Raw genomic sequence first — 26,537 nt, forward strand, 5'->3', positions numbered from 1 at the left:
TTTTTATTGTACAATTCTGTCGACATTGAAAATATGGTTGTTTACTATATTTCATTCGCTAATAAACTAGAAAAGTAGCTTTTAGAACGAGATAAAAAATAGCTTTTCCATACTAATCAAATAGATACAAAAAAGATGTCAAAACGATTAAATATGTAACAAATATGTAACAAAGCCCTTTTTATGTAACAAAGTGGTTAAGAAAAGATGAAAGAAAGCGATTTACTATTTGTAAAGTGGAGACGGAGTGCTAGTATATGCCCAGGGTTTTGCTAGATGTTGCTATAGCATGCCTAGGGAAGAAAAAGGGAAAGGTGCAACGATACAAGGATGGAGAACATTTTATGAATAAAAAACAATTAACAAAAATAATGGGGATAGCCCTATTTATGACACTTATTAGCAACACGTTATTAACGACTGCAGTATCTGCTCGGGAAACGTGGATACCAAGAAGTGTTGCTCAAATTAAATCAGATTTAATAAGTGATGAATCAGGTTTAAATGCATACACAATACAATGGGGAGATACGTTATATGCGATTTCATTAGCTACAGATATGTCAATAGAACATCTTGCAAAAGTAAATAATATTGAAAATATTCGCCTAATTCATACGGGGAATACCATTTATTTCAATGAGGATAAAACAGTCATTACAGTGGCTAGCCAAGAGGAAAAAGGTGTATTGGTACAAAGTTTCAATGTCGTAGATGGACATGAAGTGCCTACACCAAAGCAAACTATTGAAAAAATTGAGCAAGAAAAGCAACCTCAACATGTGCAGGTACTTCAGGAGGAAACACGTGAAGAAATAAAAGACGTAACTTCTCAAGAGGAAACACAACAATCTGTTGAAGAAATTACGGCGGTTGTGTCCTTGCCAGCTATAAGTTCGACTAGCCCTCATTTGTATGCATTAAGTGAATTTATGTATAGTGGAATCATTTATTGGAGCCAGTATAAATTCACATATTATTCACAATCTGTCTTGCCTGGAGGAGGATTAGTTATTCCAGGTAGACATGTTAACGAAAATGGCTATGTTGTAGACGGAGATGGTTATATCGTACTGGCTAATAGTGCACCTCTAGGAACCGTTATAGATACACCATTTGGTGCTAAAGGAAAAGTGTACGATAGAGGAACATCAGGAAATCATTTTGATGTGTATATTCGTTAATATTTCAAAATAATCAAAGAACCAGTAAATGTCTTAACAGCCTAAGACAGTTTACTGGTTTTTAAGTATGCACAGAAAATAAGCAATGACATGATAAAAATGGCTATCTTTAAATAAAAGGATTGCCGTTTTTTATTTTTAACATGTTTTATATGAGTGAACGTGAGTAGGAGTAGATGCTGTTGACTCTTTCAAGTGCCGTTAAATAGGAATAGTGGGTCTTGGAGAACAGTCTTAAAAATAGCTTATAATGACGTCATCAGAAACGTTGATTCTAAGCTGTTTTCAATTGTTCACATGTTAATCGAAAGGCTAAAACTTTAGTTTTTTATTGGTTCGTTTATACGATAATTAGAGTATATACACTAATATACTCTATGTTCATTTTTTATAAGAAAAAAAGTATGATATAAACATGGAAATCGGTTGCAAAGTTGTGTACGTTAAGAATAAAAAGGCGTATAATCAGGATATAACGTTAGGGGAAACGTAGATTTAGATGACAAAAAAAGGAGGTTCTAGCAATGAGGATATGGCGAGTATGCATTGGGTTAACTGGATATACATGAGTATATGATGGAATAGCTGTATTTTACATAATATATAAGTAATAGTTAGGAGAAATATGTATGGGATATAAAACACTGAAAAAATGGTTAAGCATTAGCTTAATATGGGTAGGCTTTTTATTGCCTAGCTTTTCTGGTCAAACAGTTGTACAAGCATTTGATAGAATCTCAGGCACAAAACAAGAGATTGCTCGTGAACTGATTCATGCCTTGAAAAAAGAAACTAAAGTAGAAGACGATATCACAATCACAACGAAACTGTCTGCTGCTACAGAACAGGGGATTTTAAGTAGCCACCTAGTACTGTATAAGGCAACTGGACAAATGATAATGGGCATTGCCTTGGAAACGGACCAAGGGCATGATTCAGAACTATATCAAGTTTATGTCCATCAAAGTGATGACAATCAAGAGAAAGTACATGTCACACTAGTCAATATTAGTACACAAGACACATATGCTACAGAATATACTAAACCTCGTCAGTCTGCAACTGCATTTAGACGTGTTGGCATATTAAGTGAACAAGATCAAATTGGTTTTGGAGGTGGCGGAGGTGGTGGCGGAATAGCCTTTGATTTGCTAGGGTGGTTAGTGAGTATCATCAAATGGACTCCTGAGTATAGTATGCCTAGTATGTCGTCTAAAACCTCATCAGGAATAAACTCAGTGACACGTGCACAAGTGAGTTATGTAGAAGATGCTTTAGATGCGGATATGGAAATTTTAAGACTCCAGAAAAGTAAATCGACTCCAGTAGTGAGTCCACAGGAGTACCGTCCAAGCTACATTAGCTCAATTGGAGCAACAGCACCTGTTGTGTCAATACCAATAGCTGAACACATTACAGTAACTAAAGGTATGACACTGTTTAGTATCGCTAGAGCTAATCAAACGAGTGTTTCAGAATTAAAACGGATTAATGGATTGACGTCTGATTTAATCGTGATTGGGCAAATCATTCGGACACGTGATACCACATCTCATGTGACTAGATATGAACAAACCATTACTGTCCAAGCTGGGCAAACATTATGGCGGATAGCCACTCAACATGGACTAAGTGTTGAAGCGTTAAAACAGGCAAATGGGTTAACGAGTGATACTATTTATGTTGGGCAACAGCTGCGTATACCGACAAAAGTAACTCCGAGTGTTTCAAGTTCGAGTCAAGTTGTGCCAACGCCAAGTGAGACTAAACCCGTTAGCACACCAAAAAGTGTGACAGTTCAGCCGGGCGACACATTATGGGGAATCTCACATCGCAATGGTGTCACAGTAGATGAACTAAAACAAGCAAATGGGTTAACGAGTGATACTATTTATATTGGACAACAGCTCCGTATACCAACAAAAGTAGCTCCGAGTGTGTCAAGTTCGAGTCAAGTTGTGCCAACGCCAAGTGAGGCTAAACCCGTTAGCACACCAAAAAGTGTAACAGTTCAACCGGGTGACACATTATGGGGAATCTCACATCGCAATGGTGTCACAGTAGATGAGCTAAAACAAGTAAATGGGTTAACAAGTGATACTATCTATGTTGGGCAACAGCTGCGTATACCGACAAAAGTAACTCCGAGTGTGTCAAGTCCGAGTCAAGTTGTGCCAACGCCAAGTGAGGCTAAACCCGTTAGCACACCAAAAAGTGTGACAGTTCAACCGGGTGACACATTATGGAGAATCTCACATCGCAATGGTATAACAGTAGATGAGCTAAAACAAGCAAATGGGTTAACGAGTGATACTATCTATGTTGGACAACAGCTCCGTATACCGACAAAAGTAACTCCGAGTGTGTCAAGTCCGAGTCAAGTTGTGCCAACGCCAAGTGAGGCTAAACCCGTTAGCACACCAAAAAGTGTGACAGTTCAACCGAGTGACACATTATGGAGAATCTCACATCGCAATGGTGTAACAGTAGATGAGCTAAAACAAGCAAATGGGTTAACAAGTGATACTATCTATGTTGGACAAACATTAGTGATTCCACAATCTGTTCCATCGTCTATTTCGGCAGCAAATGCTCAAGATAAAGAGGACGCTAAGGATAATGTCAAAACAGATACTCAAGTTGTTAGTCAAACAGGAGAATGTCAGCCTAAGCCAGAAGATTTAGGACCTCATGTCACTTTAGGTTATTTAGACGATTTACCCGAAAATGTACAAAAAGCGTTTAGAGGATATGAGTCTGTCAAGTGGAGAGGGAATTTTAAAGGACAGAAAAATACTAAAGCAGGGGGAAATTATGAAAATAATGATAAAGAACTACCGACTATAGATGCTTGTGGAAAGCACATTGAATATAAGAAATTTGATATCAATGAGAAAATAGAAGGTCAAGGAAGAGATGCGGAAAGATTTATTGTTGGAAGTGATGGAAGTGTTTATTACACCAAAGACCATTATAAAAATTTTATAAAAATTAAGTAAGGCAGGTTTTAGAAATGAGTAGCGTAAAAAATGAAGTTATACAAATAAATGAAAATGAGTTAAAGGAAAAACTGTTAAATGTTAACAAAGAAAATACGACTATTGTTGAATTAGACGGCAGAAATATTCAAGATAAATTTATCTTTATTGATGAAATGCGTGAGAAATTTAAACTGCAAGATAGTCATAGATATCGTCGTATGTCAAGAGAGGGGGTTGAAACAATAAGTTGGGATGCCTTCGATGATAGGATGACAGAATTAAGTGGCTTTCCAGATGAGATGAATTTTGTACTAATTATTTATCATTTTAGTGAGTTTTTGAAAAAGGATATTGAAAGCAGAGAAACAGCATTATATTTTTTGAGAAAAACGGCACATTACTGGGAAGAGGAAGTGTTAAAAGTAGCTATTGGTTGGGACACTAAAGCATTTAATGTTTACTTAGTTGATTAAATTTGTTTATAAGAGAGTGACTAGGTCACTCTCTTATAAACATAAACTAAAGGAGAATATATGAGCAGCATAAAAAATGAAGTTATACAAATAAATGAAAATGAGTTAAAGGAAAAATTGTTAAATGTTAATAAAGAAAATACGACTATTGTTGAATTAGATGGCAGAAATATTCAAGATAAATTTATCTACATTGATGAAATGCGTGAGAAGTTTAAACTTCCAGATAGACATAGATATCGTATGTCAAGAGAGGGGGGAGAAACAATAAATTGGAATGCTTTTGATGATAGAATGACGGAATTAAGTTGGTTTCCAGATGATATGAATTTTGTACTAATCATTTATCATTTTCATGAATTTTTAAAAAATGATTTAGCAAGTAAAAATATAGTCTTGGATGTGTTTAAAGATATTGCATACTTTTGGGAAGAGGAAGTGTTAACAATAACTGTTGGTGGGAAAACTAGAGGATTTAGTGTTTATTTAGTTGACTAAATCTGTTTATACAAGAGTGACTAGGTCACTCTTGTATAAACATAAGCTAAAGGAGAAAATATGAGCAGCATAAAAAACGAAATGATACATATAACAAAAAATGAATTAAAAGAAAAATTAATACATATTAACAAAGAAAATACGACTATTGTTGAATTAGACGGCAGAAATATCCAAGATAAGTTTAGCTACATTGATGAAATGCGTGAGAAATTTAAACTGCAAGATAGTCATAGATATCGTGATATGTCAATTGAAGGAGTTGAAACGATAAATTGGGATGCCTTCGATGATAGGATGACGGAATTAAGTGGTTTTCCAGATGATATGGGTTTTGTATTAATTATTTATCATTTTTATGAATTTCTAAAAGATGATTTAGAGAATAAACAGAGAATATTGAGAATATTCAATAATACTTTATATTTTTGGGAAGAGGAAGTGTTAACAGTAGCTGTTGAATGGAAAACTAAAGCATTTAACATTTATTTAGTTGATTAAATATTTCAACCTAAATATATCTATTTTACAATAATATGTGGTAGGTGAAAATATAAAATATAAATGTACTTTGCTATACTGATTAACATTGAATATTTTTACTATTTACAATAAGTAATGACATATTGTGAAAAGGAATGTGTTGAATAGAATGAGGGACTGAAAAAAATCTTAACAATAAAAAACAGCTTATAATGACGTCAGCAGAAATGTTGATTCTAAGCTGTTTTCAATTTTTTAAATGTTAATCGAAAGGCTAAAATTTTATTTTTTCCCAGTCCCTTTGTATACCGTTTCCCCAGTATTAAATCGAGGGGAAGGTGTGTAAATTCGGACTAGTTGGACATGTAAGCAGTGGAATGGGATAGAGTAGACATTTAGAGAGGAATATTCTGTGTTTATGTTAAAAGGTAGTATATTTTTTTGACATAGTAGAGATTAAGGAGAGCATATCAAAAAAACTTAGTGAAATGTTTTGAAAATATAAGGTATGAATAAGGGGTATCTAGGACAATTCGTGAAAAAAATAATAAAAAGCCGTCCCATTGACCGTATGCCTATAGCGTGTTATCATGTGAGCATACCGAAAAAATTGAGTAATTGAAAATTGAATATTCAGCATAGAATATGAATGAGGTGTCATAATGAAGCGATTTATGTTAGCTGGTGTTAGTAGTGGTGTTGGAAAAACAACTTTAACGTTAGGTGTTTTGAAAGCACTTGTTAAACGAGGATTGTCTGTGCAAGCGTATAAGGTAGGACCTGATTATATTGATACGGCGTACCATACACGAGTTGTTGGCAGAGCCTCGCGCAACATTGATACATTTATGATTCCTGATGATAAACATTTACGATGGTCTTTTGAACAAGCTGTTCAAGGTGTAGATGTGGCAGTTGTTGAGGGTGTTATGGGATTATATGACGGATTAGGAACGGATAAAGATTGTGCAAGTTCCTCATCTGTTGCTAAAAAGTTAAATATTCCTGTGGTACTTATTGTTGATGGCAAGGCAACGTCTACATCAGCTGCGGCTATTGTAAAAGGGTTTGTAGAATTTGACAACGAGGTTGAATTTGCAGGCGTAATTATAAACCGTGTAGCTTCTAAAAATCACTATGAACTGATAAAAGGAGCGATTGAGAGATATACAGATGTTCCTGTTTTGGGGTATTTGCCTAAAAATATATCCGTTGAAATGCCTTCTCGTCATTTAGGGTTGGTTCCAGATGTAGAAATGGACGGATTAGCTGAGAAGTTTGATACATTAGGTGAATTAGCTGAACAGTACATTGATTTAGATAAATTGTTATCTCTTTGTGAGGCTACAGAAAATCTTATAGAAAGTCCTTTAATTGTAAAAGATTACAGTGACTTGACGATTGCTTACGCATTGGATGATGCTTTCCATTTTTATTATAAAGACAACTTAGATTATTTAGAGCAACTAGGTGTAACATTAGTTCCATTTAGTCCTTTAAAGGATGCCAGTTTACCTAAAGCAGATGGTTACTACATTGGTGGAGGGTTTCCAGAAATTTATGCAAAAGAGCTTGAAGAGAATGTGTGTATGCGTCAAGCAATAAAGAATGCTCATGATATAAATAAACCAATTTATGCAGAGTGTGGTGGATTGATGTATTTAGGCGATACACTAGAGGTGTCTGATAACGTGTATCACATGACAGGCGTGTTATCTGGAAAAAGTGTGATGACGGAAAGGCTAAAGAACTTTGGCTATTGTTATGCGACAAGTGTTGATCATACATTATTTGGTGTGCCAGGGACAGTGATTAGAGGACATGAGTTTCATCACTCTGTTTTTGATACAGAATTGCCTACAACGTTTCAATTAGAAAAGAAAAGAGATAATCAAGTCGTTTCTACGTGGACAGGTGGCTATCAAGTAGGAAACACACTAGCAAGTTATTTGCATATTCATTTCTACCAAAATGAAGAGCTTGTGTTTGCATGGTTAAATCGTTTGAGAGAGGCGAAACAATCATGATAGGTATTATTGCTATTTTAATCGCTTTTGTTTTGGATTTATGTATAGGGGATCCATATAGTTGGCCGCATCCTGTTAAGGCAATAGGGCATTATATTACGTTGTTTTTAAAACTGAAAGAAAAATGGAAAATCAATCCGTATATCATCGGAATTATATTATGGTTAACAACTGTAGGATTAACAGTTGGAATAAGTGCATTAGTATTACATATTGGTGCAACAGTTCATCCAATTTTATATTGGATATTATGGGTATATATGGCTTATACGAGTTTAGCAACACGTAGTTTAGCGTATGAAGCCAAAAAGGTTTATCAAAAATTGACGCAAGGCACGCTTGATGAGGCAAGGACACAAGTTGGCATGATTGTCGGAAGAGAAACAGCACAGTTGAGCAAAGAGGAGATTTGCAAAGCAACTATCGAAACGGTTGCTGAAAATGCAAGTGACGGAGTGATTGGGCCGTTGATGTGTTTGTTTATTGGAGGCCCTATTTTAGCAATGGGATACAAAGCGATTAATACGCTTGATTCAATGGTTGGCTACAAACATGAAAGATATTATAAAATTGGATTTACATCTGCCAAAATAGACGATATTGTCAATTTAGTACCAGCAAGAGTAACGTTTGTGATGCTACTCCTAGCAACACATGTTTTGCAGTATGACGTTAAACAGGTTGCACGTTTAGCTTGGCGAGATAGATATAATCATGCTAGTCCTAATAGTGCCTTTCCTGAATCTGTAGTTGCTGCAGCACTACGTATACAATTAGGTGGAGTACACGTGTATCATGGTGAGTTAGTTGAAAAACAAACCATTGGAGACAATTCTAGACAAGTTGATACAATTGATATTATGCATACTGTGACCATGTTATATATAGCTACGTGTTTAAGCGTCATATTAGGCTCAATAGTGAGTTTAGTCATACATACTATACAATAGGAGAAAAGAAGATGTCATATATTAAAAATCCTTCTTCAATCGAAGAAAAAAGTTTTAAAATTATTCAATCTGTAATTGATGAGGAGCATGCAGGATATACATTTAATACAGAAATGGAAGAATCCATTATTAAACGTGCTATTCATACATCAGGTGATTTCGATTATTTGTATAATTTAAGATTTACACACGATGTTGTCAATAAAATTGTTGATGTTTTAGTACAAGGTGGAACAATTTTCACAGACTCTACAATTACATTGAATGGAATCAATAAACGTGTATTGGACCAAATGGGTGTGAAGTACAAATGCTTAATTGATGATGAAGATGTCATCAAATTAGCTGAGGAAAAAGGGATTACGCGTTCAATGGCAGCTGTTGAATACGCTGTAAAAGAAGAAGGCCCAAAAATCTTCGCTTTTGGTGGAGCACCAAGTGCTTTATTAAGATTATTAGAAATGATTGAGCATAAAGAAGCTGAAGTTGATGCGATTATTGGTGTACCAGTAGGGTTTATTGGTATTGAAGAATGTAAACAAGTTTTATTTGAAAGTGATGTTCCTGCGATTGTAACATTGGGACGTAAAGGTGGAAGTACAATTGTTGTAGGCATTATTAATGCAATTATTTATCAATTGAAGCATGTTGCAACAGATGATTATATTCGTTATTCAACGCCTACTCAAAAATAACAACCTAGTTAGAAAGAAGTGATATTGGTATGACATACATGAAAAATGCTGGAGATATAGAAACAGCGAGTTTTGAAAAAATTCAAGAAATTATTGATGCAGAGCATCCAGATATTGTGTTTAATAACTCAATTGAAGAAGCTGTTTTAAAACGTGTTGTGTTTGCGATTGCTGATTTTGATTATTTATACAATATTAAATTTTCACATGATGTGATTGATAAAATTGTGCATGTAATCAAAAATAAAGGCACGATTTTTACAGATACAACAATGGTTATTGGTGGATTTAACAAACGCCTTTTAGACGATATGGGTGTCAAATATAGATGTTTAGTTAATGAACCTGAAATATTCAAAGAAGCCAAAGAAAAAGGGATTACACGTTCAATGGCAGCCGTTGAATATTCAGCTAAAGTGGAAGGCCCTAAAGTGTTTGTATTTGGGAATGCTCCAACATCTATTTTTAAAGTATTAGAAATGGTAGAAGAGGGGCAATTACAACCTGATGCAGTTATTGGTGTACCAGTAGGGTTTGTTGGGGCTGCTGAATCAAAATTGGCATTGCATGAAAGCAATATTCCGTCAATTTCAGCTTTAGGACGTAAAGGGGGCAGTACAGTTGCTGCTGCGATTGTGAATGCTATTTTATATCAATTATGTCCGCAAACAGATGATTATTCTCGCTATATTATTCCAGAAAGTCAAGCCTAATTAAGACAGGGGGCATGACATTGGAAGAATATACTTATGTAAACGGCAAGAAGATGCGTCGTGGATACACGACAGGAACTTGTGCAACTGCAGCAGCAGTTGCAGCCGTTAGAATGATTTTAAATCAAGAGGAAGAAGAAAAGGTTACTGTTAAAACTGCCTCTGGTGTAGAATTAACTCTTGATGTTCAAGAAGCGTCTTTTTCTGAATTAGAAGCCACTGCAGCTATTATTAAAGATGGTGGGGATGATGCCGATGCAACACATGGCATGTTGATTTATACAACCGTTACCTTGTTACCAGAACAGACGGAAATTAGTATTGATGGTGGACGTGGAATAGGACGTGTGACACAAAAAGGACTAGCAAATCCTATCGGCATGGCAGCTATTAATCCAACACCTAGACGTATGATTGAACAATCTGTTAGAGAGTTGATTGGAGATAATTGTGGTGCTAAGGTAATTGTGTGGGCACCAGAAGGAGAAGATAGAGCGTTACTCACGTATAATCCTCGTTTGGGTATTGTTGGAGGAATTTCTATTTTAGGCACAACAGGCATTGTTAATCCAATGTCAGAGGATAGCTGGAAAGCAGCCATTACGATTGAATTATCTATGCGTTATGATCAAGGATACCGTTCAGTCGTGTTAGCACCGGGCAATATTGGTGAAGATTTTGCAACAAATACAATTGGGATTGCCAAACACCGTATTGTCAATATGAGTAATTTTATTGGGCATGTTTTAAAAGAAGTTCAACGTATAGGATTTACAAAAGTGCTTATCGTAGGTCATTTAGGAAAGCTAGTTAAAGTGGCGGGAGGTATTTTTTCAACACACAGTAAAGATGCCGATGCACGTATGGAAATTTTAGTGGCTAATTTAGCGTTAATGGGAGCACCGTTGGAATTGTTACAACAAGTTAATGGGTGTTTAACGACTGAATCGGCAGGAGAGTTAATTGAACAAAATGGCTATGACGAACTGTATACCATTATTGCCAATAAAATTAAATTACGTAGTGAAAAATTATTAAAATATAGACAACCTCAAGTTGAAGTGGATGTGGCATTGTTTTCATCTGAAAAATATTTAGCCTCTACCAAAACCCTCGAGGAAATTAAGGAGGAATGGGCATGATATATGTCATTGGCATTGGGCCAGGAGATGTTAAATATGGGTTACGTGGGAATGATGATGTTATGGAAAAGGCATGTGCAATTATTGGTGCACAACGTCAAATTGAAAGTGTTCCAGAAAAATTTCATCATAAAGGTGTGATTGCACCAAAAAAACTTGGAGATTTGGAAACATTAATTCGTTCGTATGATGTAAACCAAGATGAATTGGTGCTGTTAGCTTCAGGCGATCCGTTTATTTATGGGTTAGGAAAATGGTTGAGTCAAAAATTTGCCGGTTGTGTCCAAGTAATGCCGGGCATTAGTTCTATGCAATATATGGCAAGTAAAATTGCTTTACCGATGAATGATGCATTTTTGACAAGTAGTCATGCTAAAACCCCAAACTTTGATTTAATTATGTCATTAGATAAAGTGTTTATGGTTACTGATGAGCAAATTGGACCATATCAAATTGCTCAAGAAATTATACGTCGAGGCTTGAAACGCACAGTGTATATTGGCGAGAATTTAAGCTATCCTGATGAGCGAATTAGTCAATTAGAGGCAAGTGAAGTAGAGAATAGACAATATGAAATGAATGTGGTGGTGATTGTAAATGAAGGATAATGAGTTTATTAGAGTAGAAAAAGTTCCAATGACTAAAGAAGAAGTCCGTGCTATTAGTTTAGACAAACTAGGTTTGCATCAAGCAAAAAATATGTTAGATGTTGGTTCAGGTACAGGTAGTGTAAGTTTACAAGCAGCGATTACGTATCCTAATTTAAAGATAACAGCAATTGAACGGAGTGAAGATGCTGTAGGTGCTATGCAACAAAATATCGAGCATTTCAACTTATCGAATATCGAGTTAATTAAAGGGTATGCACCGATTGAGTTGAACGAAACCTTTGATGCCATTTTTGTTGGTGGAACAGGAGGTAATTTAGAAGATATTGTCAATTGGTGTGATGAACATTTATTACCTGGTGGACGCATGGTATTTAACTTTATCTTACTAGAAAATGCTTTAGAGGCAGCTCCTTTATTGGAAAATCTAGGCTGGGGTGAGTTAGATATGATTACTGTTCAAGCTGGTCGTTGGACAAAATTAGGAAAAGGACATTACTTTAAACCACAAAATCCAACAATTATTATAACGTGTGAGAAACCATTATAAAGTGATAAGGAGAGGAAAATCATGACTAAAGTGCATTTTGTAGGTGCTGGACCGGGAGATGTTGAATTAATCACATTGAAAGGCTATAAACTGTTGGCTGATGCTGATATTGTCATTTATGCAGGTTCATTAATTAATACAGATTTATTGCAATATTGTAAAGAGGGAGTTGAATTACACAATAGTGCAAGCATGCATTTAACTGAAATTGTAGATGTTATGGAACGTGGTGTCAAAGAGAATAAAGAAGTTGTACGTTTGCAAACAGGGGATTTTTCAATTTATGGTTCAATTCGTGAGCAAATTGAAGAAATGACAAAGCGACATATCGAGTTTGATTGTACACCAGGAGTTAGTTCATTTTTAGGTGCTGCATCAAGTTTAGGTGTTGAATACACTGTACCAGAAGTATCTCAAAGTGTGATTGTTACACGTATGGCAGGGCGTACTCCAGTTCCAGATCGTGAATCATTACGTAGTTATGCACAACATCAAACCTCTATGGCCATCTTCTTGTCAGTACATGGTATTGAGGCAGTTGTAGAGGAATTAATCGCAGGTGGATACCCTGCAACAACGCCAGCAGCAGTCATTTATAAGGCAACTTGGCCAGAAGAGAAAAAAGTATTTGGAACATTAGAAACTATTGCTGAACGTGTGAGAGAAGCACAAATTACAAAGACAGCACTTATTTTAGTTGGTGACTTTTTAGGCGAGGAATTCCATTATTCTAAATTATATCATGCAGGTTTCTCTCATGAATATAGAACACAGGTGGAGTCAAATGACTAATAGTCCTAATATTGCTATTGTAGCATTAACAGAGTATGGAAAGCAGACTGCTTTAACGCTGAAAAGCAGATTGAACGAAGCAAGATGTACAGTTTATACGACAGCTAAAATTGCAGATAATCAAGTCACTGCTTTACAGGGGAAAACGATTGAAGCCATAAGAGAGTTATTTCAAAGTGTGGATGTGCTTATTTGTATTATGGCAACGGGGATAGTCATTCGTTCTATAGCCCCTGCCGTACACGATAAATTGGCTGATCCAGCAGTTATTGTTATGGACGAACGTGCAAAAAATGTGATTAGTTTATTAAGTGGACACATGGGTGGAGCAAATCAAATCACACAAAACATTGCCACACTGATGGACGCTAATCCAGTTATCACGACTGCTACAGATGTACATGATGTGCAAGCCTTAGATATGATTGCTAAGTCTGTTAACGGGTGGAGAGATGAACTTAGACCGTTACTTTTGGCTTTCAATGGCTACTTAGCAGGGAAACAAACTGTTTATTTTTACCAAGAAAAGCCATGGGTTAATGATTTTAGAGGATTGAGCATTATTCAAGAGGAAGATATTCCTAACATTATCCAAAGCAGAGCACCGTTTATTATGTTGACTACGCAATCAGAGCATGCGCATCGTGAAAACATGGTGGTGATATACCCGCGTCCGTATGTTTTAGGCGTGGGAGCACGCAAACAGGTTGACAGTCAAGTGTTCAAAGCAAACTTTGAGCTGTTTTGTGAACAACAAAAAATTAGTCCCCGAGAAATTGGCTTAATTGCCAGCATTGATGTGAAAAAAGAAGAACAAGCGATTTTAGATTTAGCAAAAGAGTTAGACTGTGATTTTGTTACATTTACAAAAGATGAATTAGCTACAGTAGACGGTAAATACCCACAATCTGAATTTGTAAAGAAAACCGTTGGTGTGGGGAGCGTGGCATTAGCATCAGCAGATTATGCCAGCAATGCACAAGTTATAAGTGAGCGATTTGCAAAGGATGGCTGCACGTATGCTCTAGCTAAATATACAAATAAACGATAAGGAGATTGTTATATGCTATATATTATTGGATTAGGTCCAGGAAAAAAAGATTTGATGTCACTTGAAGCGATTGAAACACTTGAAAAATGTGATGTTATTGTAGGTTATTCAACGTATATGCGTTTAGTAAGAGAATTTACTAAAGGTAAAGAAATTGTGACAAATGGTATGCGTGGAGAAGTTGAACGTTGTCAACAAGCTATTGATATTGCAAAAACTGGTAAAACTGTAGGTGTTATTTCTAGTGGAGATGCTGGTGTTTATGCAATGGCAGGTTTAATTTTAGAATTAATGGAGGACGGTAGTGATATCGATATTAAAGTAATTCCTGGAATTACAGCAAGTATTGGAGCAGCTGCTATGATGGGAGCACCATTAATGAATGATTTCTGTCATATTAGTTTAAGCGATTTGATGACACCGTGGGAAGTTATTGAAAGACGTTTACATGCTGCTGCACAAGGTGATTTTGTTATTTGTCTATACAATCCAAGAAGTAAAGGCAGACCTGAACATTTAAGAACAGCTTTAGATATTGTTAGCCAATATAAATCTGTTGAGACTATTGTAGGGATTGGAAAAGATATTGGTCGTAAAGATGAAGAGATTATTTTAACGACAATTAAAGATTTAGATGAAACATTGGTAGATATGACAACTGTTGTTATTATTGGAAACAAAGAAACATATATTAAAAATGGCTATATGTTAACGCCTAGAGGGTATTCACTATAATGAGATTATTATTTAGCGGAACATCAGATGGAACAGAAGTAGCAAAATTATTATTTGATTTAGATCTTGATGTGACCATATCTGTGGTGACTGATTATGGACGTCTTTTAGCCTCAAAATTTGGGCAGCCTGTTATACAAGGACGAATGACTCAAGATGATATGGTGCAGTATATTCAAGACAATCACATTACAGAAGTGATTGATGCCTCACATCCTTTTGCAGACATTGTGTCAAAAGAAGCTATTCAAGCAGCAAAACGAGCAGGTGTACCGTATGTGCGATATGAGAGAGCATCAACACTTGATTTAAGTGGAGCTATTGTGGTGCATTCGACACAAGAGGCTATAGAAAAAATAAAACCGTTAGGTGAGGTTGTTTACTTAGGAACAGGCAGCAAAACATTACCTTTATTTGTTGAAGGATTGCCAGATAAACATATTGTCGTTAGAGTATTACCAGTTTCTGATGTGGTTAAGCAGTGTGAAGATTTAGGTTTAGTAGCCAATCAAATACATGCTATTCAAGCACCGTTTACAAAAGAGATGAATAACGCATTAATGCAAAAAGCTAAAGCAAATGTATTTGTGTCAAAAGAAGGTGGCGATGTAAGTGGCATCCGTGAAAAAATTGACGGCTGCTTAGAACTAGGAATTGATTGCGTCATTATTACACGCCCTAAAGTCGAATACCCTATCATGTTTTCTACCATAGAAGACTTGAGAAACTATTTATTGCAAACAAACTAAATGTGCATACTTTGATAAAATAAACATAGATAATATGTTACATCATTCATATAATGTATGATAAAAAAAGATGTGTTGGGACTGTATTTTCATAATGGAATCAAACAGATGAATATTAAAAATAATGAGTCATGTCAATCCATGGGGAAATTAGTCCTATTCACATGACGTTCAAAAAGGAGAGCTTAATGATGACAGGATTTGTGACTTTACTAGGAGCTGGTCCAGGTGATGAGGAATTATTAACACTTAAAGGACTGGAAAGAATAAAAGAAGCAGATGTTATTGTATACGATCGCTTAGTCAATCAAGCATTATTGCGTTTTGCTAAAGTAGAGTGCGAATTAATCAATGTTGGCAAAATCCCAGGACAAGCATGTGTATCACAAAATGATATTGAAACCATTTTAATTGATAAGGCAAAAGAGGGAAAACGAGTCGTTCGTCTAAAGAGTGGAGATCCTTATATCTTTGGTCGTGGAGGCGAAGAAGGCGTTGCCTTGCATGCACAACATATCCCTTTTGAAGTTGTTCCAGGCGTAACGTCTGCGATTGCAGGATTGACTTATGCAGGGATACCAGCAACTTATCGAGATATTGCAACAAGTGTTCATGTGATTACAGGGCATTTACAAGATGCTAGTGAGGAATTAAATTGGCAAGCAATTTCTCAATTAAAAGGTACACTCATTTTCCTTATGGGCATGAAAAATTTACCAACTATTGTAAAAGAACTTATGGCACATGGACATGAAGCATCTGAGCCTATTGCACTTGTTGAGTGGGGAACTCACGATAAACAACGCTCTATTGCTGGTCGTTTAGATAATATTGTTGAGTTGGTGCAGGAGCACCGATTTAGTTCGCCAAGTATTATTGTAGTGGGCAAAGTTGTAGAATTTAAAGAAGTTCTGAATTTTCATGAGCATGCTCATCTGTTTGGGAAACGGATATGTGTGCAAGATTCTTCTACAGGGAAATTACCACGACTATTAAAAGAAAACGGGGCGCATTTAGTTACTTTCCCAGCTAGAGATAAGTGTGTTGAAAAACCATGGGCATTACCTGATTTCACACAATTAGAGGGCATCGTTGTAACAGATAGTCATGCATGGCAATTTTTAATGGAGAAATTGGTTGATGCAGGAAAAGATATTCGTGATTTGGCACATCTTAAATGTGTGGTAGTTGGACATCATACAGTAAAAGCATTGCGTCAAAATGGAATTAAGCCATTTGAAACTTTAGCGCAATGGGAAGTAGGACGCTTAAATGAGGTGATGAACCACTCTAATAAGTGGGTTATCCTCTGTGAAGAAACAAGATTAGCTCATTATAGTGAGCATTTTTCAAAAGAGTTATTCATTGAAACACATAAATTAATAATGAGCAAGCGAATTGACGTGGAAAATTTACAGTGTGGAGTAGATGTGGTGTGTCTGCCAAATTCACTAGCAGCAGAAACGTTTGTTGGAGTTTATCAAGAATATAAAATGGAGCACCTTAAACATGTTCCGATAGTGATTATGGGTCAGAGCACACAAGATGTTCTACAAAGAGCGGGATTTAACAATATGGTTATAACAGAGCACGCAACAATCAAGAGCATGGTAGATGCGACAATAGCATTGATTAAAGGAGAGTAATCATGACAAAAGGAATTTTAGTAGTTAGTTTTGGAACAAGTTATCCAGAAACAAGGCGTAAAACGATTGAGGCTTGTGAACGTGCTATTCAAGAACGCTTTCCAGAATACGTTGTTTATCGTGCATTTACATCAAACATGGTCATTAAAAGTGTTGCTAAAAAAGAGGGAATACACATTCCAACAGTTGCTCAGGCCTTGGAACAAATGAAGCAAGACGGTATAAAAGAAGTGTATATCCAACCTCTACATGTTATTTTGGGTGGAGAGTATCAAAAAATTGTGACACAAGCACAAGAGTATCAGCAAGTATTTGAGCATTTGAGTATTGGTACACCTTTATTGCATACTTTTGAAGATTATCAAGCTGTGAAAGAATTTTTAGTTGATATATATGCTAAAAATGATGACACATGTGCAACGATTTTAATGGGGCATGGAAGTGAGCATTATGCTTTCACGGCTTATGCTGCTTTGGATCACATGTTAGACGGGACAAATATTCATATTGCTGCGGTAGAAAGTTATCCAAGTGTTGAAAGTATTGAGGAAAAACTAGCTAAAAAAGGCATTAAACGTGTTCATTTAGCACCGTTTATGTTGGTGGCAGGAGATCATGCGACAAATGATATGGCATCTGATGATGAAGATTCATGGTACACCTATTTAACGCAAAAAGGGTATACAGTGACGACACAATTAGTTGGTTTAGGTGAATATACTGCCATTCAAAAAATGTATATCAATCACTTAATGAACATTATTATGTAGAGCAGACAAAAATCTATAAGAGTAAAGTAGATAAGGAGTAACTTATGGCTAAATTTTATGGTATTGGAATTGGACCTGGCGATAGTGAGTTGGTAACGGTAAAAGCAAGTCGACTGTTATCCGAATTAGATATTTTATATACTCCTGAAGCAAAAATGGGCGGAAAGAGTTTGGCGTTAAAAATAGCAGATCCATACATTAAAGAAGACTTAGAAATTAAACAACGGCATTTTCCAATGGTTAGAGATCGCTCATTAAAAGAGGGACAGTGGAAAGAGATTGCAGATGAAATTGTTCAAGATGTAAAATCTGGGAAAAATGTTGGGTTTATCACTTTAGGTGATCCAATGGTGTATAGTACATATAGCTACTTATTGGAAATTATTGGTGATAGTATTGAGACACAAACTATTCCGGGAATAACATCATTTAATAGTATTGCTTCACAAGTTAATATTCCCTTAGTAATGGACGAAGAATCTTTTGCAATAGTTCCAGCAACATCAGGTGCTGAAAAATTAGAAGAAGCATTGAAACTTCATGAAACAGTAGTTATTATGAAAGTTGCAAACCATTTAGCAATGGTATTGCCTTTATTAGAAAAATACAACTTATTACACTCAACCGTATTAGTAAGTCATGCTAGTATGGATAAACAGACAATCAGACGTGATATTTCGGATTTAAGCGTTGATGAAAAACTCACTTACTTCACCACTATGATTGTCAAAAAAGGATGAGAGTTTTTACAAGCTACGAGCGATGAAAAAGTGCTGGAGCGACGGTAAAATGAGAGGTGTGGGAAACACCTAGCATTAAGGAGCGAACACATCTTTTTCAAGAGAGAGTAAAAACGAACTCGACTAAAAAGGATGAGAGAAATCTCAAGAATATGAGCGACGAAAAAGTGCACGAACAAACCAATTGCGATAAACGAAACAAAGTTTCGTCAGCAATTGGGAGAAAGTCATCTTTTTCGAGCGAATGAGATTTCGACTATCAATACAAACTGGAAAATTGTATATGAAAAGCGATAAAAATAGGGATTGGGAAAAAAACTATAGAATATATATCCTTTATAGCGAACGGATTAACATGAGCGACATTTGGACGTATAGTGTCAAAAAATGATTTTGATGCAATATATTTTCAATCCATATATGTATGCTGATTTTTGCAATGAAAAGAGCAGTGTATAGAAATCATTACAATAAAAAACAGTTGTGGTTTGAATAGATGATGTGCCATACTGGCAGTAGCTAGTATGGTGCAGAACATTAGAAAATTATGATTTTAATTTAGGAGGAATAATGATGAAAAAAGTTAGTCAACTTATTGGTTTAATTGTTTTATTAGTCATGTTGTCATCAAAATCAGTATTTGCCATGCATATCATGGAGGGGTATTTATCTCCAGAATTGTCTGGATTGTGGTTTGTGATTTTTTTACCGTTCTTTGTGATAGGATTATTACGTATGAAAAAAGTGGTGCAAGAAAATAAGCAGAATAAAGTATTTTTGGCTTTGTCAGGTGCGTTTGTGTTTATTTTATCCGCATTAAAACTCCCTTCTGTAACAGGATCTACTTCACATCCAACAGGAGTTGGTTTGGGAACAACTATGTTTGGACCAAGTGTTATGAGTGTTTTAGGGACAATATGTTTGCTTTTCCAAGCGTTATTTTTAGCACATGGGGGCTTAACGACTTTGGGAGCAAATGCCTTTTCAATGGCAGTTGTAGGACCATTTGTAGGGTACTTTGTATATAAAGTAGCTAGAAAATTAGGTGTAAATATGCAAGTGTCTATTTTCCTATGTGCATGTATTGCAGATATTGCAACTTATTTTACAACGTCACTTCAATTAGCTATGGCTTATCCAGACGTTGAAAATGGGATTATGGGTGCAGCTATTAAATTTCTAGGTGTATTTATGGCAACACAAATTCCTATTGCAATTATTGAGGGATTATTATCAGTTGTTTTATATAATTTAATTGCAAATAATAAAGAGGTAGAAGGGGTGTTTAAGTAATGAAAAAACAGAATATTCTATTAATTTTATTGAGTATATGTATTGCTATAGGGGCGTTTTTTATGGCACCTAAAGATGCTGAATATGGTGGGGCTGATGGCAGAGCGGAGGAAATTATTAAAGAAGCTAGCCCAGATTATGAGCCATGGATTGAACCAATATATAAACCTGCTAGTGGCGAAATTGAAAGTGCATTGTTTACTTTACAAGGCAGTATAGGCGCAGGAATTATTGCGTATATTATCGGATATCAAAGAGGAAAAAATCAGCATGCTAATCATTGATAAATATGCCTATAACAATAGGTTGGTATCTGTACATCCTATGATAAAATTTATTGTGTATCTTGTATTGTTAGGAATTTCTTTTACAGAAATTCCTAACATACAATTAGCATTTATCTTTTGTATAGTTCCTTTGACATGTTATGTGGCACATGTGCATTGGCAGACCTATATGAAATGGATAGTATTGACCTTACCATTTGTTTTGCTTAGTCTAGTGAGCATGATAGTCACATTTGTACAGAATAAGGACACATTAGTTTGTTCTATTGCACTATTTGATGGATATTTGGGCATTAGTCAGCAAGCTATTATACATACCTCACGCTTATTATTGCGTATTTACAGTAGCTTAGTGGCAACATATTTTTTTGTGTTAACTGTTCCATTTCAACAACTTATCGTGTTATTTAAACAAATGAAAATGCCTAAATTTTTATTAGAGGTCATTATTTTGATGTATCGCTTTATCTTCCTGTTTTTACATGAATTTATTGTAATGAGAGATACTTTGGATTTAAAATTTTCCTTTGGGAATTTTAAACAGAGCTATCATTCTATGGGACTCTTGGCGAAACAGTTATTGACTAGGCTAATGAAAGCAAATGAACACGTTAGTCAAATGTTAGAATTACGTTTTGATGAATAGAGGAAATGTATGTTAAAAATTGAGAATATGACGTATGCTTACGATGTTTCTTTTGGCAATGTTATTAAGCATATTACAATGGACTTTGATTGTGGTAAAATTATAGGAATTTTAGGAATAAATGGTTCAGGAAAATCTACTATTATGAAAGGTATCATGGGCTTACACCCTTTAAATGAGGGGCATGTGATATATAATTACAACAAACTGTCTTTGAAAAAACAAGAACTATACCGTTATCGTCAAGATGTTTGTATTGTTTTTCAAGATTCGGACCAGCAACTGTTTTATGCTTTGGTGGAAGATGATGTAGCATTAGCCTTGAAAAATTTACATTATGATGAGGCTACGATTAAGCAACGTGTCCATGATGCATTAGAGGCAATGCATATTAGTCATTTAGGCAAGCAACCTATCCATTATTTAAGTTTTGGTCAGAAAAAGCGAGTAGCCATTGCCGGTGTGCTAGCATTGAAGCCTAAATATTTACTGCTAGATGAACCAACGGCAGGTTTAGATCCTAGAGGACGTGTGCAAATGTTGCAATTAATGAAAGAATTGGCACAAAATGGAACAACAATTATTTTAACAAGTCATGATATGGATTTGATGTATGATTGTTGTGACTATGCATACGTAGTGGATAAAGGAGAAATTGTCCTAGAGGGGAACAAGCAAGACATTTTTTTAGAAAAAGATGTTTTAGAAAAAATAGGCTTGTCATTGCCTTGGATAGTGAAATTACACCTTGCTTTAGGCACACCACTATGTGAAAATGAAATAGAATTTTTTAGAACAATAGGAAGTGAGAAAACATGGCAAAATCAGTAATGATTCAAGGAACAGCTTCAGATGCTGGAAAAAGTATTATTGTGGCTGGATTGTGTCGATTATTTAAGCAAGACGGGCTAAAAGTTGTGCCGTTTAAGTCGCAAAATATGGCATTAAATTCATTTATAACAAAAACAGGAGATGAAATGGGACGGGCTCAAGTTTTTCAAGCAGAGGCTGCACAAGTTGAACCAGATGTTCGCATGAATCCTGTTTTACTTAAACCAACATCAGACAGAAAATCTCAAGTAGTATTTATGGGTGAAGTGTTAACGGACATGGACGCTGTTGAATATCATGAATTTAAACAAACACTATTGCCTAAAATTAAAGAGGTTTATCAAGAATTATCTAAGGAAAATGATGTGATTGTATTAGAGGGTGCAGGTAGTCCAGCTGAAATTAATTTGAATAGTCGTGATATTGTTAATATGGGAATGGCTCGATTAGTTGATGCACCGGTTATTTTAGTTGCTGATATTGATAAAGGTGGCGTGTTTGCTGCAATCTATGGCACAATCAAGCTCATTCCTGAGGAAGATAGACACCGTATTAAAGGGGTGATTATTAATAAATTCCGTGGAGATGTTGCGCTTTTACAGTCTGGTATTGATATGATTGAGGAATTGACTCAAGTACCAGTATTAGGTGTTGTGCCTTATGTGTCTTTAAATATTGATAGTGAAGATAGCGTTGCTCTAGTACAAAAAAATCGACGATTTGATGAACGAAAAGACTTAGATATTGCTGTTGTAAGTTTAAGACGTATGTCTAATTTTACAGATTTTCATGCTTTAGAAATTCAGCCAGATGTATCTGTTCGATATATTATGCCAGGAGATGCTATTGGTAATCCGGATTTAATTATTTTACCTGGAAGTAAAAATACCATTGAGGATATGGATTATTTAAGAAAATCAGGTTTAGAAGATGACATATTAAGTTGTTTTGAGCGTGGTGTGCGTATTTTCGGAATTTGTGGAGGGTATCAATTGTTAGGGAAACATTTGAAAGATCCATTAGGCGTAGAGTCCTCTATTCCAGAAATTGACGGTATTGGCTTGTTGAATACGGAAACGATTTTCCGTGAGAAAAAGAAAACAACCCAAGTAAGTGCAACCCATGGCAAGTATACTATGCAAGGGTATGAAATTCACATGGGTGAAACATTTCTACGTGAAGGTGCTATTCCGTTTTCAGAAATAAACGTAGCAAACGGAGTAGAAACATGTCGAATTGATGGAGCCATGAGTGAAAATGGACAAGTACAAGGAACATACTTACACGGTATATTTGATAATTTAGAGTGGACAAGAGATTATTTGAATGATATACGTATGGCTAAGGGGCTAGAGCCTTTAGCACAAACTTTTGAAACAGTTGAAAGTTTTAAGAGTAAAGAGTATGATAAGTTAGCTGATGTTTTGCGGCAAAGTTTAGATATGCAAAAAATTTATGAATTGTTAAAGTGAGTAGAATATGAGAATTTATACAAAATATGGAGATAAAGGCTTTACACGCTTATATGGCGGAGATAGGGTATCGAAAACACATGTGAGAGTTGAGGCGTATGGCACAATGGACGAGGTGTGTTCATTGGTAGGCTATCTTGTTGCAGAAATGCGTAAATATGTCGAATTACACGATTTGAGAGAGGAATGTGAGCAAATCCAACAACATTTATTTGACTGTGGCAGTGATTTAGCTACTCCAAGACAATTAAGACCTTATAAGCAAAAAGAAGAAGATGTGAACTGGTTGGAAGATCGTATTGATGCGTATATGAATATTCCACCAAAATTGGAAAAATTTATTATTCCAGGGGGACACACACTAGCTGCACAATTCCATATAGCAAGAACATTGACTAGATGTTTGGAAAGACGAATGGTTGAAGTTATTGAAGCAAGCGAAGATGTTCATGAAGTTGGTTTGAAGTATATTAACCGCCTGTCAGATTACTTTTTTGTGATAGCACGATTAGTGAATTATCGTTTGCACATTGAGGACACAGTGTATAAAAATAGTGCTAAAATTTTTAGACATAAAAAAGAGGAGAAAACTGATGTATCCAGTGATGCTGAACATAAAGAATAAGCCGGTTGTTGTTGTAGGTGGAGGGAAAATTGCTGCTCGTAAAATAAAAGGCTTATTAATAGAAAAAGCAAATGTAACGGTGATTAGTCCTAGTTTGCATGAAGATATTGATAACCAAGCTATCACATGGATAAAGCGTTGCTATCAAAAAGGAGATTTAGGAGATGCGTTTTTAGTATTTGCATGCACTAATCAACAGGACGTTAACGAGCAAGTGATGCAAGATGCTCCTGTTCATCAATTAGTCAATAATACAGGCAATAAATTTCATTCTGATTTTTATAATGTTGCATTATTAAGACAAGAAGATTTTTCAATTAGCATTTCTACTGATGGATTGTCACCACAAAGATCTAAAGAAATCCGTAAAAAATTGGAAAATATTTTACCTAATTTATAATAATAAGGAGTCAACCAAATGTATTTGTTATATGTTGGATTAACGCATAAACAAACTCCCATTGAAGTAAGGGAAAAACTACATTTTTCTTCCGAACAGTTGCAAGATGCATTGAAACAATTAAAGCAGGAAAAAAGTATATTGGAAGATATTATAGTTTCAACATGTAATCGTACAGAGCTATATTTAGTTGTTGATCAGTTACATACAGGGCGATATTATGCCAAGATGTTTTTGGCACATTTTTTTAATGTGAATCTGTCAGAATTAGAGCCATATTTAGTGTTTAAAACAAGTGAGGCTGTCTTAGAGCATTTATTTCGTGTATCTGTTGGGCTGGAGTCTAAAGTCATAGGAGAAACACAAATTTTAGGTCAATTAAAATCGGCTTTTGAAGTAGCTCAACAAGAAAAAACAATAGGTATTATTTTAAATTATGTGTTTAGACAGGCAATCACGTTTTCTAAGGCTATGCATGAAAAATACCGTATTAATGAACGCCCGTCATCTGTTAGCTTGATTGCTGTTCAGCAGTTAGAGCAAATGAATAGTGATTATACGAAACAAACACTTGCTATACTAGGTATGGGAAAAATGGGAAAATTGGTGGCGAAATATGCATTGGATAAGCCGTTTAAAAGTATTAAGATTGTCAATCGTACATTAGAAAAAGCACATGAATTTTGTGTGGCAGACCATATTTGTGCCTATCCGCTAAGTGAGCTTGCAGCAGTTGTTCAACAAGCAGATATTGTATTTTCGGCATTGTCTACAGAAAGTTTTATCGTTATGCCCAAAATGATTAAGAAAGGTGCTATCATTTTTGATTTAGGTGTGCCACGAACTGTCCATCCAGTAGAGCATGCTACCATTTTTGATATTGATCATTTGACGAATACTTTAGATCAGTATAATGATGAACGGCAACATATTGCACAATCTATCGAGCAAGATATTGCTTTAGAAATTGATAAATTTTATGAATGGCGACAACAGTTAGGAATTGTTCCTCTAATTAAAGAATTACGAGAGCATGCATTGCATGCACAAGAAAGTGCCTTAAGCAGTTTGTTGCGTAAAATTCCACATCTTACTCCAAAAGAGCAAAAACATGTGCAAAAGCACATGAAAAGTATTGTTAATCAGATATTGAAAGAGCCTATTTTACAATTAAAAGAAATGTCGGTAGGACAAACGTCGGCTTATGATATTGCATTGGTTAAGAAATTGTTTGGATTAGATAAAGATAAGGAGGAAAAAGATGAGAGTTGTTAAAGTAGGAACACGACAAAGTCAACTAGCTTTGGCACAAACTAATCAAATTGTACAGCTGCTACAGGAAAAAAATCCTCATGTAAGTTTTGAAATTGTTCCATTTGTGACAAAAGGAGATCGCCTGACACATGTGAGCTTACAAGAAATTGGTGGGAAAGGCGTCTTTGTGAAAGAAATTGAAGCACAGTTATTGAATGGAACGATTGATTTAGCAGTACATAGTCTAAAAGATGTACCGTCTGTGTTGCCTGATGCGTGTGTGTTGGGCGCTATACCTAAGCGAGAAGATGTTAGAGATTGTATGCTTTTTAAAGATAAACAGATGAGTTTTGATAGCTTGCCTACTGGAGCAAGGATTGGAACAAGTAGTTTAAGACGTCAAGTGCAATTACTGCATAAACGAAAAGATGTCATTATTGAAGCGTTACGTGGCAATATTGACACTAGAGTACAAAAAGTGATGGCAGGTGAGTATGATGCAATTGTTCTAGCAATGGCAGGACTTTCAAGAATTGACACATTATCTCTTGAACAGTTAAACTATGAGCTTTTGCCTGTTCATATTAGTATTCCAGCAGTTGCACAAGGTGCTTTAGGTCTAGAGTGTCGGAAGGAAGATGCTGAATTACGTCAAATCCTATTGACTGTACATGATGAGGAAACGGCAAGATGTGTTGACTTAGAACGTTATTTTTTAAGTTTAATGAACGGAGATTGTACGTTTCCGATTGGAGCGTATGCTCGTCTTGAAAATAATGTTTTTCATTTTGATGTTATGCTCGCTACTGAAGATATGGAAACGTGTCATCAACTTCGTTACATAGGTCAAAATGATAAAAAACTAGCACATCTGGCTAAACATGATTTAGAACAATTAGGGTGCTTTGGCATGAAAAAATAGTCAAATAAAAGGAGAAAAGC

28 protein-coding genes are annotated in these 26,537 nt (G+C 35.5%); all 28 read left to right on the forward strand.

From position 1 onward, the window contains the following. Nucleotides 1-344: 344 nt before the first annotated feature. Nucleotides 345-1,184, forward strand: a complete 840-nt coding sequence (locus E4T68_RS00205) for a LysM domain-containing protein (protein WP_167753746.1) — start codon at nucleotides 345-347, stop codon at nucleotides 1,182-1,184. A gap of 629 nt (nucleotides 1,185-1,813) precedes the next feature. Further along, the gene (locus E4T68_RS00210) at nucleotides 1,814-4,183 is read left to right on the forward strand and encodes a LysM peptidoglycan-binding domain-containing protein (RefSeq protein ID WP_135122931.1); all 2,370 of its coding nucleotides are present in this window, start codon (nucleotides 1,814-1,816) and stop codon (nucleotides 4,181-4,183) included. 14 nt (nucleotides 4,184-4,197) lie between these two features. After that, nucleotides 4,198-4,638: a barstar family protein gene (locus E4T68_RS00215; RefSeq protein ID WP_135122933.1), complete on the forward strand. Its 441-nt coding sequence runs from the start codon at nucleotides 4,198-4,200 to the stop codon at nucleotides 4,636-4,638. A gap of 60 nt (nucleotides 4,639-4,698) precedes the next feature. Beyond that, on the forward strand, nucleotides 4,699-5,136 hold the full coding sequence (locus E4T68_RS00220) for a barstar family protein (protein WP_135122935.1): 438 nt from the start codon (nucleotides 4,699-4,701) through the stop codon (nucleotides 5,134-5,136). Between the two features lie 60 nt (nucleotides 5,137-5,196). Beyond that, nucleotides 5,197-5,637: a barstar family protein gene (locus E4T68_RS00225; RefSeq protein ID WP_135122937.1), complete on the forward strand. Its 441-nt coding sequence runs from the start codon at nucleotides 5,197-5,199 to the stop codon at nucleotides 5,635-5,637. 644 nt (nucleotides 5,638-6,281) lie between these two features. Further along, entirely contained in the window at nucleotides 6,282-7,646 is a 1,365-nt protein-coding gene (locus tag E4T68_RS00230; protein ID WP_135122939.1) for a cobyrinate a,c-diamide synthase, read from the forward strand. Further along, nucleotides 7,646-8,596, forward strand: coding sequence for an adenosylcobinamide-phosphate synthase CbiB (cbiB, locus tag E4T68_RS00235; protein WP_194185062.1), 951 nt, complete (start codon nucleotides 7,646-7,648; stop codon nucleotides 8,594-8,596). Before E4T68_RS00230 ends, cbiB begins: the two co-directional genes overlap by 1 nt. Nucleotides 8,597-8,607: 11 nt before the next feature. Then, nucleotides 8,608-9,291, forward strand: a complete 684-nt coding sequence (locus E4T68_RS00240; RefSeq protein WP_135122943.1) for a cobalt-precorrin-8 methylmutase — start codon at nucleotides 8,608-8,610, stop codon at nucleotides 9,289-9,291. A gap of 29 nt (nucleotides 9,292-9,320) precedes the next feature. Next, entirely contained in the window at nucleotides 9,321-10,004 is a 684-nt protein-coding gene (locus E4T68_RS00245) for a cobalt-precorrin-8 methylmutase (RefSeq protein ID WP_135122945.1), read from the forward strand. A 14-nt stretch (nucleotides 10,005-10,018) separates the two neighbouring features. Continuing rightward, nucleotides 10,019-11,146: a cobalt-precorrin-5B (C(1))-methyltransferase CbiD gene (gene cbiD / locus E4T68_RS00250; RefSeq protein ID WP_135122947.1), complete on the forward strand. Its 1,128-nt coding sequence runs from the start codon at nucleotides 10,019-10,021 to the stop codon at nucleotides 11,144-11,146. Further along, a complete protein-coding gene (locus E4T68_RS00255; protein WP_167753747.1) occupies nucleotides 11,137-11,754 on the forward strand; it encodes a cobalt-precorrin-7 (C(5))-methyltransferase in 618 nt (205 codons plus the stop codon). The genes cbiD and E4T68_RS00255 overlap by 10 nt, the downstream gene beginning before the upstream one ends. Continuing rightward, nucleotides 11,744-12,304: a decarboxylating cobalt-precorrin-6B (C(15))-methyltransferase gene (locus E4T68_RS00260; protein WP_135122951.1), complete on the forward strand. Its 561-nt coding sequence runs from the start codon at nucleotides 11,744-11,746 to the stop codon at nucleotides 12,302-12,304. The genes E4T68_RS00255 and E4T68_RS00260 overlap by 11 nt, the downstream gene beginning before the upstream one ends. Before the next feature lie 21 nt (nucleotides 12,305-12,325). After that, nucleotides 12,326-13,096, forward strand: a complete 771-nt coding sequence (locus E4T68_RS00265; RefSeq protein ID WP_135122953.1) for a cobalt-precorrin-4 methyltransferase — start codon at nucleotides 12,326-12,328, stop codon at nucleotides 13,094-13,096. Further along, nucleotides 13,089-14,147 (forward strand): cobalt-precorrin 5A hydrolase, encoded by a 1,059-nt coding sequence (locus E4T68_RS00270; RefSeq protein ID WP_228099192.1) that lies wholly within the window; start codon nucleotides 13,089-13,091, stop codon nucleotides 14,145-14,147. The genes E4T68_RS00265 and E4T68_RS00270 overlap by 8 nt, the downstream gene beginning before the upstream one ends. 12 nt (nucleotides 14,148-14,159) lie before the next feature. After that, nucleotides 14,160-14,882, forward strand: a complete 723-nt coding sequence (gene cobJ / locus E4T68_RS00275) for a precorrin-3B C(17)-methyltransferase (protein ID WP_135122957.1) — start codon at nucleotides 14,160-14,162, stop codon at nucleotides 14,880-14,882. Beyond that, on the forward strand, nucleotides 14,879-15,631 hold the full coding sequence (gene cobK, locus E4T68_RS00280) for a precorrin-6A reductase (RefSeq protein WP_135122959.1): 753 nt from the start codon (nucleotides 14,879-14,881) through the stop codon (nucleotides 15,629-15,631). The genes cobJ and cobK overlap by 4 nt, the downstream gene beginning before the upstream one ends. 131 nt (nucleotides 15,632-15,762) lie before the next feature. Further along, entirely contained in the window at nucleotides 15,763-17,277 is a 1,515-nt protein-coding gene (gene cobA / locus E4T68_RS00285) for a uroporphyrinogen-III C-methyltransferase (protein WP_228099194.1), read from the forward strand. Nucleotides 17,278-17,279: 2 nt separating this feature from the next. After that, nucleotides 17,280-18,047 carry a sirohydrochlorin cobaltochelatase gene (locus E4T68_RS00290; RefSeq protein ID WP_135122961.1) on the forward strand — a complete coding sequence of 256 codons (768 nt, stop codon included), beginning with the start codon at nucleotides 17,280-17,282 and terminating at the stop codon, nucleotides 18,045-18,047. Between the two features lie 44 nt (nucleotides 18,048-18,091). Then, nucleotides 18,092-18,787, forward strand: a complete 696-nt coding sequence (locus tag E4T68_RS00295) for a cobalt-factor II C(20)-methyltransferase (protein ID WP_135122963.1) — start codon at nucleotides 18,092-18,094, stop codon at nucleotides 18,785-18,787. A gap of 570 nt (nucleotides 18,788-19,357) precedes the next feature. Continuing rightward, complete coding sequence (locus E4T68_RS00300; protein ID WP_370543835.1) at nucleotides 19,358-20,080, forward strand: energy-coupling factor ABC transporter permease; 723 nt, start codon at nucleotides 19,358-19,360, stop codon at nucleotides 20,078-20,080. Beyond that, entirely contained in the window at nucleotides 20,080-20,364 is a 285-nt protein-coding gene (locus E4T68_RS00305; RefSeq protein WP_135122967.1) for an energy-coupling factor ABC transporter substrate-binding protein, read from the forward strand. Before E4T68_RS00300 ends, E4T68_RS00305 begins: the two co-directional genes overlap by 1 nt. Nucleotides 20,365-20,404: 40 nt before the next feature. After that, the gene (locus E4T68_RS00310; protein WP_228099196.1) at nucleotides 20,405-21,013 is read left to right on the forward strand and encodes a CbiQ family ECF transporter T component; all 609 of its coding nucleotides are present in this window, start codon (nucleotides 20,405-20,407) and stop codon (nucleotides 21,011-21,013) included. Nucleotides 21,014-21,022: 9 nt separating this feature from the next. Then, nucleotides 21,023-21,844 carry an energy-coupling factor ABC transporter ATP-binding protein gene (locus tag E4T68_RS00315; protein WP_135122971.1) on the forward strand — a complete coding sequence of 274 codons (822 nt, stop codon included), beginning with the start codon at nucleotides 21,023-21,025 and terminating at the stop codon, nucleotides 21,842-21,844. After that, nucleotides 21,829-23,316: a cobyric acid synthase gene (locus E4T68_RS00320; protein ID WP_135122973.1), complete on the forward strand. Its 1,488-nt coding sequence runs from the start codon at nucleotides 21,829-21,831 to the stop codon at nucleotides 23,314-23,316. Before E4T68_RS00315 ends, E4T68_RS00320 begins: the two co-directional genes overlap by 16 nt. A 7-nt stretch (nucleotides 23,317-23,323) precedes the next feature. Beyond that, the gene (locus E4T68_RS00325) at nucleotides 23,324-23,941 is read left to right on the forward strand and encodes a cob(I)yrinic acid a,c-diamide adenosyltransferase (protein WP_135122975.1); all 618 of its coding nucleotides are present in this window, start codon (nucleotides 23,324-23,326) and stop codon (nucleotides 23,939-23,941) included. Beyond that, nucleotides 23,910-24,341, forward strand: coding sequence for a bifunctional precorrin-2 dehydrogenase/sirohydrochlorin ferrochelatase (locus E4T68_RS00330; protein WP_135122977.1), 432 nt, complete (start codon nucleotides 23,910-23,912; stop codon nucleotides 24,339-24,341). Before E4T68_RS00325 ends, E4T68_RS00330 begins: the two co-directional genes overlap by 32 nt. Before the next feature lie 18 nt (nucleotides 24,342-24,359). Then, nucleotides 24,360-25,616: a glutamyl-tRNA reductase gene (hemA, locus tag E4T68_RS00335; protein ID WP_135122978.1), complete on the forward strand. Its 1,257-nt coding sequence runs from the start codon at nucleotides 24,360-24,362 to the stop codon at nucleotides 25,614-25,616. Continuing rightward, entirely contained in the window at nucleotides 25,603-26,517 is a 915-nt protein-coding gene (gene hemC / locus E4T68_RS00340) for a hydroxymethylbilane synthase (RefSeq protein WP_135122980.1), read from the forward strand. Before hemA ends, hemC begins: the two co-directional genes overlap by 14 nt. Nucleotides 26,518-26,537 lie beyond the last annotated feature (20 nt).

The sequence above is a fragment of the Granulicatella sp. WM01 genome (assembly GCF_004570605.1).
GTDB lineage: Bacteria > Bacillota > Bacilli > Lactobacillales > Aerococcaceae > WM01.

What these genes read in the sequence shown, in the direction of transcription:
- E4T68_RS00205 (WP_167753746.1), top strand. Translation starts at nt 345, where the DNA reads ATGAATAAAAAACAATTAACAAAAATAATGGGGATAGCCCTATTTATG.
- E4T68_RS00210 (WP_135122931.1), top strand. Translation starts at nt 1,814, where the DNA reads ATGGGATATAAAACACTGAAAAAATGGTTAAGCATTAGCTTAATATGG.
- E4T68_RS00215 (WP_135122933.1), top strand. Translation starts at nt 4,198, where the DNA reads ATGAGTAGCGTAAAAAATGAAGTTATACAAATAAATGAAAATGAGTTA.
- E4T68_RS00220 (WP_135122935.1), top strand. Translation starts at nt 4,699, where the DNA reads ATGAGCAGCATAAAAAATGAAGTTATACAAATAAATGAAAATGAGTTA.
- E4T68_RS00225 (WP_135122937.1), top strand. Translation starts at nt 5,197, where the DNA reads ATGAGCAGCATAAAAAACGAAATGATACATATAACAAAAAATGAATTA.
- E4T68_RS00230 (WP_135122939.1), top strand. Translation starts at nt 6,282, where the DNA reads ATGAAGCGATTTATGTTAGCTGGTGTTAGTAGTGGTGTTGGAAAAACA.
- E4T68_RS00240 (WP_135122943.1), top strand. Translation starts at nt 8,608, where the DNA reads ATGTCATATATTAAAAATCCTTCTTCAATCGAAGAAAAAAGTTTTAAA.
- E4T68_RS00245 (WP_135122945.1), top strand. Translation starts at nt 9,321, where the DNA reads ATGACATACATGAAAAATGCTGGAGATATAGAAACAGCGAGTTTTGAA.
- cbiD (WP_135122947.1), top strand. Translation starts at nt 10,019, where the DNA reads ATGACATTGGAAGAATATACTTATGTAAACGGCAAGAAGATGCGTCGT.
- E4T68_RS00255 (WP_167753747.1), top strand. Translation starts at nt 11,137, where the DNA reads ATGGGCATGATATATGTCATTGGCATTGGGCCAGGAGATGTTAAATAT.
- E4T68_RS00260 (WP_135122951.1), top strand. Translation starts at nt 11,744, where the DNA reads ATGAAGGATAATGAGTTTATTAGAGTAGAAAAAGTTCCAATGACTAAA.
- E4T68_RS00265 (WP_135122953.1), top strand. Translation starts at nt 12,326, where the DNA reads ATGACTAAAGTGCATTTTGTAGGTGCTGGACCGGGAGATGTTGAATTA.
- E4T68_RS00270 (WP_228099192.1), top strand. Translation starts at nt 13,089, where the DNA reads ATGACTAATAGTCCTAATATTGCTATTGTAGCATTAACAGAGTATGGA.
- cobJ (WP_135122957.1), top strand. Translation starts at nt 14,160, where the DNA reads ATGCTATATATTATTGGATTAGGTCCAGGAAAAAAAGATTTGATGTCA.
- cobA (WP_228099194.1), top strand. Translation starts at nt 15,763, where the DNA reads ATGTCAATCCATGGGGAAATTAGTCCTATTCACATGACGTTCAAAAAG.
- E4T68_RS00290 (WP_135122961.1), top strand. Translation starts at nt 17,280, where the DNA reads ATGACAAAAGGAATTTTAGTAGTTAGTTTTGGAACAAGTTATCCAGAA.
- E4T68_RS00295 (WP_135122963.1), top strand. Translation starts at nt 18,092, where the DNA reads ATGGCTAAATTTTATGGTATTGGAATTGGACCTGGCGATAGTGAGTTG.
- E4T68_RS00300 (WP_370543835.1), top strand. Translation starts at nt 19,358, where the DNA reads ATGATGAAAAAAGTTAGTCAACTTATTGGTTTAATTGTTTTATTAGTC.
- E4T68_RS00305 (WP_135122967.1), top strand. Translation starts at nt 20,080, where the DNA reads ATGAAAAAACAGAATATTCTATTAATTTTATTGAGTATATGTATTGCT.
- E4T68_RS00310 (WP_228099196.1), top strand. Translation starts at nt 20,405, where the DNA reads ATGATAAAATTTATTGTGTATCTTGTATTGTTAGGAATTTCTTTTACA.
- E4T68_RS00315 (WP_135122971.1), top strand. Translation starts at nt 21,023, where the DNA reads ATGTTAAAAATTGAGAATATGACGTATGCTTACGATGTTTCTTTTGGC.
- E4T68_RS00320 (WP_135122973.1), top strand. Translation starts at nt 21,829, where the DNA reads ATGGCAAAATCAGTAATGATTCAAGGAACAGCTTCAGATGCTGGAAAA.
- E4T68_RS00325 (WP_135122975.1), top strand. Translation starts at nt 23,324, where the DNA reads ATGAGAATTTATACAAAATATGGAGATAAAGGCTTTACACGCTTATAT.
- E4T68_RS00330 (WP_135122977.1), top strand. Translation starts at nt 23,910, where the DNA reads ATGTATCCAGTGATGCTGAACATAAAGAATAAGCCGGTTGTTGTTGTA.
- hemA (WP_135122978.1), top strand. Translation starts at nt 24,360, where the DNA reads ATGTATTTGTTATATGTTGGATTAACGCATAAACAAACTCCCATTGAA.
- hemC (WP_135122980.1), top strand. Translation starts at nt 25,603, where the DNA reads ATGAGAGTTGTTAAAGTAGGAACACGACAAAGTCAACTAGCTTTGGCA.